This is a genomic window from Caulobacter sp. RHG1, assembly GCF_013181195.1.
Taxonomy (GTDB): domain Bacteria; phylum Pseudomonadota; class Alphaproteobacteria; order Caulobacterales; family Caulobacteraceae; genus Caulobacter.
On record NZ_SMZP01000006.1, the window covers coordinates 318,072 to 332,029 of the forward strand.

At 67.3% G+C, this 13,958-nt stretch carries 8 protein-coding genes; 2 read left to right on the plus strand and 6 right to left on the minus strand.

Going from position 1 to position 13,958, the window contains the following annotated elements; all coding sequences use genetic code 11:
- Positions 1–124: 124 nt before the first annotated feature.
- The 3 genes from E1H18_RS18015 to E1H18_RS18025 all read right to left on the minus strand — a co-directional run bounded on the left by E1H18_RS18015 (position 125) and on the right by E1H18_RS18025 (position 5,767).
- Entirely contained in the window at positions 125–2,536 is a 2,412-nt protein-coding gene (locus tag E1H18_RS18015; RefSeq protein WP_172271015.1) for a glycoside hydrolase family 3 N-terminal domain-containing protein, read from the minus strand.
- 274 nt (positions 2,537–2,810) lie between these two features.
- The gene (locus E1H18_RS18020) at positions 2,811–4,754 is read right to left on the minus strand and encodes a M61 family metallopeptidase (RefSeq protein ID WP_370526543.1); all 1,944 of its coding nucleotides are present in this window, start codon (positions 4,752–4,754) and stop codon (positions 2,811–2,813) included.
- Positions 4,755–4,921: 167 nt separating this feature from the next.
- Positions 4,922–5,767: a BON domain-containing protein gene (locus E1H18_RS18025; protein WP_172271017.1), complete on the minus strand. Its 846-nt coding sequence runs from the start codon at positions 5,765–5,767 to the stop codon at positions 4,922–4,924.
- A 189-nt stretch (positions 5,768–5,956) separates the two neighbouring features.
- Between E1H18_RS18025 and dnaG the strand changes: the two genes are divergently transcribed.
- Both dnaG and rpoD read left to right on the plus strand, forming a co-directional pair.
- Complete coding sequence (gene dnaG / locus E1H18_RS18030; RefSeq protein ID WP_172271019.1) at positions 5,957–7,873, plus strand: DNA primase; 1,917 nt, start codon at positions 5,957–5,959, stop codon at positions 7,871–7,873.
- A 438-nt stretch (positions 7,874–8,311) separates the two neighbouring features.
- Positions 8,312–10,273: an RNA polymerase sigma factor RpoD gene (gene rpoD, locus E1H18_RS18035; protein ID WP_172271021.1), complete on the plus strand. Its 1,962-nt coding sequence runs from the start codon at positions 8,312–8,314 to the stop codon at positions 10,271–10,273.
- A 91-nt stretch (positions 10,274–10,364) separates the two neighbouring features.
- Here the strand turns inward: rpoD and E1H18_RS18040 are convergent, their stop codons facing one another.
- From E1H18_RS18040 to E1H18_RS18050, 3 genes are all read right to left on the minus strand, one after another.
- Entirely contained in the window at positions 10,365–10,973 is a 609-nt protein-coding gene (locus E1H18_RS18040) for a hypothetical protein (RefSeq protein WP_172271023.1), read from the minus strand.
- Between the two features lie 154 nt (positions 10,974–11,127).
- Positions 11,128–11,649 (minus strand): glycine cleavage system protein R, encoded by a 522-nt coding sequence (locus E1H18_RS18045; protein WP_172271025.1) that lies wholly within the window; start codon positions 11,647–11,649, stop codon positions 11,128–11,130.
- Between the two features lie 74 nt (positions 11,650–11,723).
- On the minus strand, positions 11,724–13,877 hold the full coding sequence (locus tag E1H18_RS18050; RefSeq protein WP_172271027.1) for a TonB-dependent receptor: 2,154 nt from the start codon (positions 13,875–13,877) through the stop codon (positions 11,724–11,726).
- Positions 13,878–13,958 lie beyond the last annotated feature (81 nt).

A 13,958-nucleotide genomic window follows, 5' to 3' on the forward strand; every position in this document is an offset into this window, starting at 1 on the left:
CTTTGGGCGCTCAGACTGAACCCCGCGCCGGTCAAACTTGGCTTTCGATTGTTACGTAAGGGGGGAGCGCCGTTCCCCTATTCCGAATTCCCCGGCGAAAGCCGGGGAGGCGGATCTAGGGTGTTCAGACCACCGTCAGCGTCGCCTTCTTCAGGTCCGCCGAGTTCGACCCGGTCAGCACCGAGAACGCGCCCGGCTCGACCACACGCTTCATCTCCAGGTTCCACATCGACAGGTCCGAGGGCTTGATCTCGAAGGTCACGGTGGTCCTGGCCCCCGCCGCCAGGGTCACGCGCTTGAAGTGCTTCAGCTCCAGCACCGGACGCGTGACCGAGGCGGCCTCGTCGTGGATGTAGAGCTGGACCACCTCGTCGCCGGCGACCTTGCCGGTATTGGTCACGTCGACCTCGACGCGGACGCTTTCGCCCTGGCCGATGCTGGCCTTGGCCAGGCGCGGGGCCGAGAGGTCGAAGCTCGTATAGGAAAGCCCGAAGCCGAAGGGGTAGAGCGGCGTAACCTCGTCGAACAGATAGCCGCGCCGGGCCGAGGGCTTGTAGTTGTAGAAGATCGGCAGCTGACCGGCGTCGCGGGCGATGCTGACGGGCAGCTTGCCGCCTGGATTGGCGCGGCCGAACAGAATGTCGGCGGCGGCAAAGCCGGTCTGCTCGCCCAGGTACCAGCCCTCGATGATGGCGTCGGCGCGCTCGGCCAGTAGGTTGATCGACAGCGGCCGGCCGTTCAGCAGGAACACCACGGTCGGCTTGCCCAGGTCGAAGATCGCTTTCGCCAGATCGTTCTGCTGGCCGATCAGATCCAGGCTCTGGCGGTCGCCCATATGGGTGTCGGACCAGGCCTCGCGGCTGGTCTGCTCGTTGTCGCCCAGCACCATGACCACGACGTCGGCCTTCTTCGCGACCTCGACCGCCTCGGCGATGAGCTTGGCGTTCACCGCGGGATCGACCGGAGTGACCTTGTCGGCGGCCCACAGGCGGGTCTCGGTGATCCGCACCGCCTCGGCATAGTCCAGCTGGAAGCCCTGCGCCTTGGCCTCGGCGGTCAGGCCCTCGTGGATCGAGACCACGTGGCGCGGAATGTCGGAATAGCCGCCGATCGGGGTGTCCTTGGCGTGCGTGCCCAAGAGCGCCAGGCGCTTGAAGCTCTTGCCGTTCAGTGGCAGCAGGCCCTTGTCGTTCTTCAGCAGGACCACGGCCTTGCGGGCGGCCTCGCGGGCCAGGGCGACGGCGTCGGGCGTGGCGGTCCGGGCGTCGGCGGTCTTCTCATCGCAGTAGGGATTTTCGAACAGGCCGGCGTCGAACTTCATGGCCAGCACCCGGGCCACGGCGGCGTCGACCTCGAACTGCGGCACGCGGCCGGCGCGGACCAGCTCTGGCAGCAGGGCGTAGGCCTCGCCGTCGGGCAGCTCGACATCGACGCCAGCGTGCATGGCCATCACCGCCGTGTCGGCGAGGTCAGAGGTCATCTTGTGGCGGCTGATAAGCTCCTTGATCGCGAAGTAGTCGCTCTGGATCGAGCCCTTGTAGCCCCACTCCTCGCGCAGGACCTTGGTCAGCAGCCAGCGATTGGCGTGCGAGGGCACGCCGTCGATCTCGTTGTAGCTGGGCATGACCGCGCGCACCGGCAGCTCGGTCACCGCCCGCTCGAACGGCGGGAAGAAGTTCTCGCGCAGGGTGCGCTCGGCGACCTGGGCCGGCGCGGTGTTCATGCCGCTCTCGGGCTGGCCGTGGCCGGTCATGTGCTTGAGGGTGACGAAGACCTTGTCCTTGGCCAGCGGCAGCGTCGACCCCTGGAAGCCGCGAATGGCGGCCAGGCCGATCTCGGCGCACAGATGCGGGTCCTCGCCATAGGTCTCCTCGATGCGGCCCCAGCGCGGGTCGCGGGCCACGTCGACCACGGGGGCCAAGGCCAGGTTCGAACCCCGGGCGCGCATCTCGCGGGCGGCGACGGCGAAGATCTTCTCGGTCAGGTCGGTGTCGAAGGTGGAGGCCAGGGCGATGGCCTGCGGGAAGCAGGTGGCGTCGCGCGCGACATAGCCGTGCAGGGCCTCGTCATGCATCAGCAGCGGGATGCCCAGCCGGGTCTGCTCGACGGCCCACTTCTGGGCGGCGTTGGTGTAGCGGGCGGTCTCGAGCGCATTGCGGTTGATCGAGCCGTCATCGGCCCCGGCGGCCGCGCCGATCACCTTGACCGGCTTGACGCCCTTGCGGTCGGACGGGCGCGAGATCTGACCCAGGCCGTTTGGGAAGGCTTCCTGGGCGCGCTGGGCCGAGAACTCGCCTTCCGGCGTCTGGATCTTGTTCTTGGTCAGCCAGATGCCGATCAGCTGGGCGGCCTTCTCCTCCAGCGTCATTCGCCCGATCAGGTCCTGGACGCGGGCGTCGGTGGGCTGGCGGCCGTCCTTGTAGAGCGGCTTGCCGCCGGAGGCCTTCGGGCCCTGGGCGGCGGCGAGCGCCGGCAAACTGACTGACAGGGCTGTCAAGCTGGCGCCGAAGAAGCGGCGGGTGATGGCGGTGGTCATGGCGTTTCCCCGGGGCTGCGCTTGCGCGGCGGCTCTTGAGGCCGCTGTCGGGGCGACTATGCGGGGGCTTTGCGGACCACTCAAGATAGAAATGGTACCGGTCTCATGTTGCGCCTGGTCTCCAGGCGCAAAAAAGGGCCCGCTTGGGAGAGGGGGCGGGCCCTTTTCGGTACGCGTTCAGAGGGATTGAACGAGGGGGAAGATGACACGTGTGTCGCCTTCCCGCCCTTCCCCAAATCGTCGCAGGCCGCGAACGAGTCGCAGAACTCGCGCTCTACTTGCGCGGCGTCAGGATGTCGTCGAGGCGCGACGGCGTCCCGGCGATCTTCTCCAGGCGCGGGTAGCGCAGCCCGCCGCGGTAGTCGAGCTTGACCATCTTGTAGCGCGAGCCGTCCTTGATCAGCAGCTCGACCAGCGGGTTTTCCGGCTTCATGGCGGCGGTGGTCGCGGCCTTCAGCTTGTCGCCGTCGAAGCTCTCGCCGTTGACGGCCACGATGGTCAGGCCCTGGGTCAGGCCGGCCTTGAACGCCGGACCGCCCCACTGCACGTCGGTCAGCACGCCGTCCGAGCCGGCGGTCAGGCCCAGCGAGTAGCTGAGGGCGGTGTTCTTGGCGCGGGTTTCGGCCGACTTCATGAATTCGGTCTGGGTGTCGGCATAGACCAGCTTGTAGCCGCCGCGCGCCAGGCCATCGAGCGGGGCCTTTTCCTGCACCTCTTCGATGCGGGTCTTCAGGAACGTCGCCCAGTCATAGGCGTAGACGCTGTTGAGGCCGGCGACGACGTCGTCGAAGACGTAGGTGCGGACCACGTACGAGCCGTTGTCGACGCCGAAGAAGGTCTTGGCGAAGTCGTCCAGCGACTTCTTGCCGCCGGTCTTCTCGCGGATCAGCGTGTCGGCGTCCATCCAGACCAGCAGGCCTTCGGAATAGTAGTCCTCGCTGCGCTGCCACGACAGCCACGACAGCGGCTTGCGGCTGGCGATGATCGGGTCGTTGGTGGTGTCCTGCACCGGACGCCAGTCGCGGCCGCGGCGGTTGTCGTAGACGGCGGCGGTCGAGGCGATCGAGTCCAGCGCCTGTTGCTTGGTCAGCAGGCCCGAGCGGGCGGCCAGCACGTTGCCCCAGTACTGGGTCTGGCCTTCATAGACCCACATCAGGCTGTCGCGCATCGGCACGTTCAGGTTCGGCGTGAACAGGTCCGCGCCGCGGCGGAACTTGCCGTTCCACGAGTGGGTGAACTCGTGGCTCAGCAGGTCGCGGCCGACGAAGGTCTTGTCCCACTCGGTGAAGTACTTCGGGGCGACGCGGTTTTCCGAGGAGCGGTGGTGTTCCAGGCCGATGCCGCCGATCTTGTCCGACAGGGCGACCAGGAAATCGTAGTGGTCGTAGTGGTGCGAGCCGAACACCTTGTAGGCCTGTTGCACCAGGTCCTTGTGCGCCTGGATGTGCTCTTCCTTGGCCTCCAGCAGCTCGGGGCTGTCGGCGACCATGTTCAGGCGCACCGGAACCGGACCCTTGGGATCCAGCTCGACCGACTTGAAGTACTTGCCGGCGAAGATCGGCGAGTCGACCAGGGTCTCGACCGTGATCGGCTTGAAGGTCGTGGTCTGGCCGGCGGCGCTGGCGGTTTCCAGCGCGGTGGCCAGTTTCCAGCCTTCCGGCAGCTTGACGCTGGCCTCGATCGGGATCTGGCGGGTGTAGTAGCCGGCCGGATACATGGTCACCTGCATCCATTGCAGGTTCAGCATCTCGGGCGTGACCTCGATGCGGCCGACCTTGGCCTCGACGGCGGTCAGGAACTGGTAGCTGACCTGGATCTCACTGACGCCGGCGGGGACGTCGACGTGGAAGGCGTGGACGCTGACGACGTCACGCTTCCAGGGGATGGTCTTGCCGTTGGCGGTGACCACCAGGCCGGCCAGCTTGTCCAGGTCGTTGCGCGGCGAGTGGCCGCCCGGGACCCATTGGGGATACAGGAACACGAAGTCGCCGGCCTTGTTGACCGGGATCGTCGTGGTGACGTTCCAGATCTTGCGGTCCAGATCGGTGGCGTCGACGTTCAGCTTCAGCGTGCCGGCGTAGGGGGTGTCCTGCGGCGCGGCGATCGGTGGGGTCGGCGCGGCCGACTCGGGCATGACCTGGGTGGTCATCTGGCCTTGGGCCAAGGCAGCCGACGCGACCAACGACAGAACGGAAGCTGAGAAGAGCAGCACTTTCACGAAAACACCCCAATGCAGCGCGCGGGTGTTGCGCCCCGCGGCGAGAAGCCGGGATGTTTGTGGCGTTAACCCCCACTTGTCGAGGCCAAGTTGGCCTGGAGGGGAAGAACGTGGGTATGCAGTGGGGGCAGCGCCCGCGCGATGCGCGGGCGCTGCTTCCGCGTTCCCTAGCCCAGCGGCGGGGTGATCGGCACGGCGGTAGCGTAGGCCTCGCCGCGGTCGATGCGCAGGTTGTTCTGGACGTTGTCGACGCCCGAGACGCTTTCCGCCAGCGCCTCGGCGCGCTTCTTGTCCTCGCGCGACCGGACGGTGCCTGTCAGGGTGACTTCGCTGGCGGCGACGGCGACCTCGATATTCTGGGCGTCCAGCCAGCTGTCGTCGGTCAGTCGGTCGCTGACGTCCTCACGGATGCGGTCGTCCGAGCGGCGATAGCCCTTGGGCCCGCGGCCGCGGTGCTCGCCGTCCAGTTCGCGGCGGCGCTGGGCGTCGTGGTCGCCCATCCACGAGGAGACCTCGTCGCGAGCGCGGTCGAACCAGCTGCGGTCCTCTTCGTAGCCCGCGCGGTCGCGGGCGTTGGGGGCGCCATTGGGGCCGAACGACCGGTAGGGATTATGCCGGCCATACTCGCCGCCGTATCCGTAACGGTCGCGGTCCCGGTGCTCGAAGTAGCGCTCGTCGCCATAGTCGGCGGTGCGGCTGGAATAGCCGCTGGAGCCATAGTCGCCGGTCGCGCCGCCGAAGTCGTGGCCGCCGGCGCGGTCCCAGCCGCGATTGGCCGAGGTCCCGCCGTAGTCGGCGCCCGAGCGGATACGGCCATAGCCGATGTCGCCGCCTTGTTGGGCCGCGCGCAGGAATTCGCTGCTGCGGTGACGGCCGCGCCCGCCCGGATGGACGTCATCGGGGCCGTAACCGCGTCGACGCGACGCGTCGTACGGGTGTTCACGGTTGCGGTCGAAATCGCCGTCGGCCTCGACATCGAAGCGGCCTTCGCGATCGTTCCAGCGTTGCGGCATGGGTTTTCTCCGTGGCGTTTTTGAAGGGGAGACGCGTCGAGGCGTCTCCTGGGCTTGCAAAAAACGGACGGCCGGAGTCGGCGTTCCTAGTGCCGAGCTTGTGTCGGGACGGATCGATGGAAATATCGGATAGACCGATATTATGTCCCGCGGGCATATTCGCCCGCCGCTCCGCAGCCCCGTTTTCTAATGCGTTTCGACGACCGCTTTCTCGAAGAACTGAAGTCCCGCCTTCGCCCGTCCGACGTCGTCGGCAAGTCGGTGAAGCTGCGGCGGCAGGGGCGCGAGTATGCGGGGCTGTCGCCGTTCACCAAGGAAAAGAGCCCGTCATTCTTCGTCAACGACGAGAAGGGCTTCTATCACTGCTTCTCCAGCGGCAAGCATGGCGACATCATCAGCTTCCTGCAGGAGACCGAGCGGCTGACGTTTGCCGAGGCGGTCGAGCGGCTGGCGGCCGAGGCCGGTATGAGCCTGCCTGCGCCCGATCCGGTCGCGGCGCGCGAGGAGCAGAAGCGTTCGAGCCTTGGCGACTGGATGGAGCTGGCCGCGGCTTGGTTCGAGAGCGAGCTGCGCCGGCCCGGTGGTCAGGCCGCTCGCGCCTATCTGGAAAAGCGCGCCCTGCCGGAAAGCGAGTGGGGCCGTTTCCGGCTCGGTTTCGCGCCCAACAACCGCACGGGCCTGAAAGACTACCTGATCGCCAAGGGCGCCAAGCCGGGCGATCTCGTCGACGCGGGGGTGCTGATCTCGCCCGAGGACGGCGGCGCGCCCTATGACCGCTTCCGCGACCGGATCATCTTTCCGATCACCGACACGCGCGGCAAGGTCGTCTCGTTCGGCGGCCGGGCCATGGATCCGGCCGCGCGCGCCAAATATCTGAACGGCCCCGAGACCAGCCTCTTCCACAAGGGGCGACTGCTGTATGGCCTGTTCGAGGCTCGCAAGATCCTCCACGACGGCCAGAGCGGCGGCGGCAAGCCGGCCATGGTGGTGGTCGAGGGCTATATGGACGTCATCGCCTGCCAGCGGGCCAAGGTCCCGGCCGTGGCGGCGATGGGCACGGCCCTGACCGAGGAGCAGATGGACGCCCTGTGGCGGCTGCACCCCGAGCCGACCCTGTGCTTCGACGGCGACAAGGCCGGCCAGCGCGCGGCCCACCGCGCCATCGACCGCGCCCTGCCGCTGCTCAAGCCCGGGCGCTCGTTCCGCTTCTCGATGCCGGTCGGGGGCAAGGATCCCGACGACGTTATGCGCGAGCAGGGCGCCGACGCGTTGCGCGCCCAACTTTCCGACACCAAGCCCTTCGTCCAGGCGCTGTTCGAGCGCGAGCGTGACCTGGAGGAGCTGGACACGCCCGAACGCAAGGCCGGCCTGCGCCAGCGCCTGCGCGCGGCGGCCGGCACGATCGCCGACAAGGATCTGGCCCAGGCTTACAAGGACGACCTGCGCGAGCGCTATGACGAGCTCTTCCAGCGCGCGCGGCCGCAGTCCAGCGACGGAGGCTACGGCGGCGGGGGAGGTGGTTTTCGCGACAGCGGCCGGCCGTTCGTTCCGCGCAATGGCGGCGGCGGGTGGAAGAACGGCAAGCGCGAGCCGCCGGACCCCGGCCTGCGCCCGATTGCTCGCGCCCAGATCGGCGGGCGGATCAATCCGTTCCACGCCGCCATCGCCCTGGCCGCCATCGACCATCCCGGCTGGGCGCGGTCCTATGACGAGGCCATCGAACGCATCGGCTTCGGCGATCCGCGCCTGCAACCCCTGGCCCAGGAGCTGTTTGCGGCCCTGTGCGACGACCATGGCGAGGACGTCTCGCTGCGCGAGCGCCTGAACCGCCGGGGCCTGTCGGGGATGCTGGCCGAGGTCGAGCGCATCGCCCAGTCCGATGCGCCGTTCCTGGACAAGCGCTTCGACCCAGCCAAGGCCCGCAGCCTGTGGGCGGCCTGTTACGAGGCGGTGGTCGAGATCGCCGATTCCGAGCGCGCCCTGGATGGCATGCGGCGCGAGGAAATCACGACCGCGACGCTGAACACGACCCGCGACCTGCGCGCCCGCATCGCCGTCCTGCAACGGCAGATCAGCCAACTGGAGTTCTGGCGCGAGGCGCTGTGATTTTCGAATCCGTTTCCCCGGCTTTCGCGGGGAAACGGAATGTTGGGCGCGGAATATTTGCCAACCATCTTGACACCGGCGTCACCCAAAGCCACATGCCGACTCAAGGATTTGCCAAGCAGCTGACTGACATCGGCCGGGCCGCCGTAGCGCGCGCCCTTATCGAAACAGGATGTCACCCTCGCCGCCGCACCAGGTCCCCAGTGGTCGCTGTTCCGAAAGGGTGGCGTCAGGCCGCGCTCAAGCCATGAGCCTCCGCCGGGTCCCCCGCGGAGTGCTTGCACGTGGCGGGCGGGATTTGGCGATGCAACGGGAACGCGATTGTTGGGAAAGCGCTAAAATAAAAAGCGCAGGACCTCGCCGGCCAGATCCTTTTCGAAACGGATTTTCTCGACGTCGCTCCCTGTGAAGCGGCCGGCGTCGATTTCGGAGAGCTTGATGAGCAACAATTCCTCGGCCGAGACGGAAGCGCCCGAAGCCACCGGTGGTGACGGTCCCCTGCTCGACCTGACCGATGCCGGCGTCAAGAAGTTCATCAAGCAGGCCAAGGCCCGCGGCTACGTCACGATGGACGAGCTGAACAAGGTGCTGCCGTCCGAGGAAGTCAGCCCGGACGCCATCGAAGACACGCTGGCCATGCTCAGCGAGATGGGCGTCAACGTCGTCGAGGCCGAAGAGGACGCTGAAGGCTCCGAAGGTGGCGAAGTCGCGACGCGCGACGAGAACACCACGGTCATCACCAGCGAAAAGCCGGCCGCCTACGACCGCACCGACGACCCCGTGCGCATGTATCTGCGCGAGATGGGTTCGGTCGAGCTGCTGTCGCGCGAAGGCGAAATCGCCATCGCCAAGCGCATCGAAGCCGGTCGCGACACGATGATCCGCGGCCTCTGCGAGTCCGCCCTGACCTTCGAAGCCATCATGGTGTGGCGCGAGGAACTGGGCACGGGCCGCATTCTGCTGCGCGAAGTGATCGACCTGGAAGGCACCTACGCCGCCATCAACGGCGTGGCCGCCCAGCCGGCCGCCGAGGACGACGACGCCGAACCGGCCGAGCCGGTCGACCAGGAAGCCGGGGCTGAGCCCAAGCCCGAGGGCGAAGGCGACGACGACGACGATTTCGACGACGGCGCGGGTCCGACCGTCAGCGCCATGGAAGGCGAACTGCGCGAAGGCGTGATGGCCATCCTGGACGCCATCGCCAGCGAGTTCGAAAGCTTCCGCAAGCTGCAGGACAAGCTGGTGGGCAGCCGCCTGAAGGGCGAGGACCTGACCGACGCTGATCGCAAGGCTTATGAAGGCCTGTCGGCGACGATCATCCAGCACCTGAAGACGCTGAAGCTGAACAACAATCGTATCGAGGCTCTGGTCGAGCAGCTCTATGCGATCAACAAGCGCCTGATCGGCCTGGAAGGCCGTCTGCTGCGCCTGGCCGACAGCTACGGCATCAGCCGCGGCGAATTCCTGAAGGCCTATTTCGGCTCGGAGCTGAACCCGACCTGGTCGGATCAGGTCAAGGCCATGGGCGTGCGCTGGACCAAGTTCGTCGAGAACGACAGCCAGTCGGTGCTGGACATCCGTGGCGAGATCGCCGCCCTGGCCACCGAGACCGGCGTGCCGATCGACGACTACCGCCGCATCGTCCAGACGGTCCAGAAGGGCGAGCGCGAAGCCCGTCAGGCCAAGAAGGAAATGGTCGAGGCGAACCTCCGCCTCGTGATCTCGATCGCCAAGAAGTACACCAACCGCGGCCTGCAGTTCCTGGACCTGATCCAGGAGGGCAATATCGGCCTGATGAAGGCCGTCGATAAGTTCGAATACCGCCGCGGCTACAAGTTCTCGACCTACGCCACCTGGTGGATCCGTCAGGCGATCACCCGCTCGATCGCCGACCAGGCCCGGACCATCCGCATCCCGGTGCACATGATCGAGACGATCAACAAGATCGTCCGCACCAGCCGCCAGATGCTGCACGAGATCGGTCGCGAACCGACCCCGGAAGAGCTGGCCGAAAAGCTGGCCATGCCGCTGGAAAAGGTCCGGAAGGTCCTGAAGATCGCCAAGGAGCCGATCTCGCTCGAAACGCCGATCGGCGACGAGGAAGACAGCCACCTGGGCGACTTCATCGAGGACAAGAACGCCGTCCTGCCGATCGACGCGGCCATCCAGAGCAACCTGCGGGAAACCACCACCCGCGTGCTGGCCTCGCTGACGCCGCGTGAAGAGCGCGTGCTGCGCATGCGCTTCGGCATCGGCATGAACACCGACCACACGCTGGAAGAAGTCGGTCAGCAGTTCTCGGTCACGCGCGAACGTATCCGCCAGATCGAAGCCAAGGCCCTGCGCAAGCTGAAGCACCCGAGCCGGTCGCGGAAGCTGCGGAGCTTCCTGGACTCGTAAGAGGTCCCTCGGACTGGCGCCGAGCCCTTTGAAACAGAGACGCCCCGGCCACAAGGCCGGGGCGTTTTTGTTTCGAGAGCTTGCAGGCTGGCTAGGCTTCTCGAAACAGCCAGACGCCATCGGGCTGCCGGATGAGCAAGTAGTTGCCCTTGGTGGATTCTCCACTGTCGGCGGCTTCGAAGACCGCTTCGAATTTCAGGGCGTTCTTTGCGGGCTTGCTCCAGCCCTGGAGGCGCACCACGTCCATGCAAGTGGATCGGTCATGATACTGAGTCCGCAGGTTTGGAGCCGAGTAGGTGCCGAAGTTTGCCCCTGGGGCCGCAAAGATATTCAGGGAACTACCGTTCCAAGTCGTGATGCACGACGCACGCTCCAAAAATGGCTGAATCGTCGCCTTCGCCTCGGCGATCGACTGCTGCAGGTCCTGGTTCGGCTGCGTCTGGGCTAGGCGCTCGGTGATGGCTGCGCGCTGCTCTGGCGCGATCCTGGCCAGACCGGCCAAGGTTTGGCCTCTGGTCGCAGGGCTTGACGTGGACGCCGGCGTTGCGCCGCCGGCCAGCGCTCGATTGGTTTCGGCGAGGCTGTTGTTCATTTGCTCAAGCGCCTTGTTGAGGCGGTTGAGCACCTGAGCCTGCGCCAGATCGGCTTGAGTGAAAGCCATAAGGCCGACCGACATGGCCAGGAAGAGCCGATTACGCATGTGACACGCCCCATCTACTTAAGATGGAAAATCTTTGGCGCGATGCAATTTCAGATCGGTGAAGCGGCGCGGTTATCCGCATGTTCACTAACCGACAGCCGCGCTGGCTTTCGCCGGCCAGAGGCGAGCCTCCCCACCCTTCCCAACCTCCTCGCTAGAGGAGAGGGAGCCCCACCGCCACATCCACCATGATCTCGCCGGAGATCGACTCCAGCGCCGCCTGCACCGTGTCGGGCTTCAGCCCCGCCGGCAGGCGTAGTTGCGCCTCGAGGTGGAACAGCGGGCCGCCCGAGTGGGGCTCCACGCTGAGGCGGGTCTCGAAGGTCTCGATATTGGCGCCCAGGTCGGTGAGCACGGCCGTGACCTGATGGACGATGCCGGGACGGTCGCCGCCCACGACGTTGAAGCCGACCGTCTCGCCCTCCGCCTCGGGGGCTTCCAGAGCCGGCGTGATCCGCACCTCCAGGCCCTGAGCGTCGACCTCGGCGATGGCGGCGCGCAGGCGTTCGACGGCGTCGGCCTGAAGCTCGATCAGCACCGAGCCGACATAGAGCCCGCCCAGGCGGCTGAGATGGCTCTCCAGCCAGTTGCCGCTGGCCGAGAACACCGCGCGGGCCAGGGCCTGGGTGAGGCCGGGACGGTCGCTGCCGACGACGCTGAGGATCAGGTTGGCCATGGGTCGGAACTCTCGGAAACCGGCGCGCGTCGCGCTCGCCCGCGAACGAGCCACGCGCGCCGGTCTCCGTCAATCTACCAACGGCGGGTCAGCTCCAGCCCGACCACGCGCGGCGCGTCGACACCGGCGTACCAGGTCCCGTCATTGCCGAAGAGCGAGTTCGCATAGGCGCTCGTCACAAAGACGGCCTTGTCGGTCAGGTTCTCGGCATAGAGGCGGGCGGTCCAGGTTTCCGTCTCCCAGCCGATCTGGGCGTTGATCCGCCAGACGGCGTCCTGGGCGGCGGTGTTCTGGGCGTTCAGCGGCGTGTCGCCCAGGCCGTTCAGCTCGCCGCGCACGAACAGGCCGCGCCACGGGCGCCAGCTGGCCGCCAGAGAGGCGTCCCATTCGGGCGTCAGCTTGACCTTTCGGCCCTTCAGATCCTCCAGCCCGAAGACGTAGCGGTCGTAGCGGGCCCGCACCCAGCCCAGAGAGGCGGCCAGGTCCAGGGTGCGGGTCGGCTTGCCGGTCAGCTCAACCTCGAAGCCGCGGCTGGTGATGCCTGCGTCCGAGGTCACCAGGGTGGTCGAGGCGACCTGACCGCTGGCGGTGTAGAGGACGTTGATCTCCTGCCAGTTGTCGACCTTGATGTAGAAGGCCGCCGCCGACAGCAGGGCGCGGCCGCCCAGCAGCTTGCGCTTGGCCCCAACCTCGTAGGTCCACAGGGTCTCGGCGTCGTAGCGCGAGAAGTCGCCGGCCACGGCCAGCGACGTGGCGGCCAGGTTGAAGCCGCCCGGCACCCAGCCCTTGGCGGCCGAGGCGTAGAGGCGTAGGCCCTCGGCGGGGGCCCAGTCCAGCGACACGCGCGGCAGGACGGCCTCGAAGCTCTTGTCCAGGTCCTCGGCCGCCGACACGAACTGGCCCAGTGGGCCGAGATCCAGCACGCCGGCCTGCTGCTGCTTGTCGCGCTCGGCCCGCTCGTAGCGCAGGCCGCCGGTCAGGTTGAGGGTCGGCGACAGCGGCGCGGTCGCCTGGCCAAACAGGGCGTAGTCGCGCGAGCCGGTCGACTGCTCTGGCGCCCAGGCGTAGTCGTCCAGCGCGCCAGGGCCGATCAGCGACGACAGGGCCTTGGTCTGGCGCCCGCGATAGTGGTTCAGGCCCACCACCCATTGCACGGTCGCGCCGTCGGGCGAGGCCAGACGGGCTTCCCAGTTCCAGTGCTTTTCGCCGACATGGTGGCCGCCGGCCGCGCCGGGCATGGCGGTCATGTCCAGATCGGTGCCGAACGACAGGTCGTCGACGTCGCGCCATGAGCCGCTGAGGTTCAGGGTCGCCCAGTCCAGGCGGTGGGTGACGCCGACGCCCAGCACATATTCGTCCTTGTCGCTGTTCTTGGGCGCGTCGTGGATCAGCGAATAGCGGCCGGCCTTGCGACCGCCGTTGAAGCCCGCATAGAGGCGGTCATAGAGGGCGCGGTCCATGGGCAGGAACTCCTGCTCGTAGAGGCCCGGCGCGCGCTGCAGGGCGACGTAGCCCATGGCGTCGACCTGGGTGCGCTCGGTGGGCGTCCAGCGCAGGCGGCCGTGGACGAAGGTGTTCTCGATCTCGCCGCGCTCGCCGATCGACGAGGCCAGGTTGCGCACGAAGCTGTCGGCCTTCTCGTAGGACAGGGTCAGGGCGCCGGTCAGGTCCGGGCCCGCGATGGGACCCGACAGCCGCAGGCGGCCCTCATAGCCCTCGCCGTTGCCGAAGCCGTAGGCCCCGGCCAGGCCCTCGGCCTCGAAGCTTTCGGTCGGGGCGCGGGTGGTGACCAGGATCAGGCCCGACTCGCTGTTGGCGCCGTACAGCGTGCCCTGCGGCCCGCGCAGCACCTCGATCTGCTGGACGTCGCCCAGCGCCTGGTCCGACGGCTGGCGGAAAGGCACGCCATCGATATAGACCGCCGCCCGGTTGACCACGAACGGGTTGGACTCGATGCCCCGGATCGAGATGTAGGTCCCGCCGACCTGGCCGATCTGGTTGAACTGGACGTTGGGGACGAAGTCGTCGATCTGGCGCAGCGAACGGATGCGGGCGTCGCGGGCGAAGCCTTCGGTCAGCACGGTGGCGGCCACGGGCGCGTCGGCCAGGGCCTGGTCGCGCCGGGCGGCGGTGACCACCACCTTGTCGATCTCCGTCGTTTCCTGGGCCAATGCCGGAAGCCCGCTAGCGCCCATCGCCGCCAACCCGATCAGAACCGCCTTGCGCATCGTCGCACCCCTTTTGTTGAGAGCGGTTCTCATAAGGGGGAGGGGCGCTGCCTCGCCATGCGGCGGCCGGCGTTTGACTTA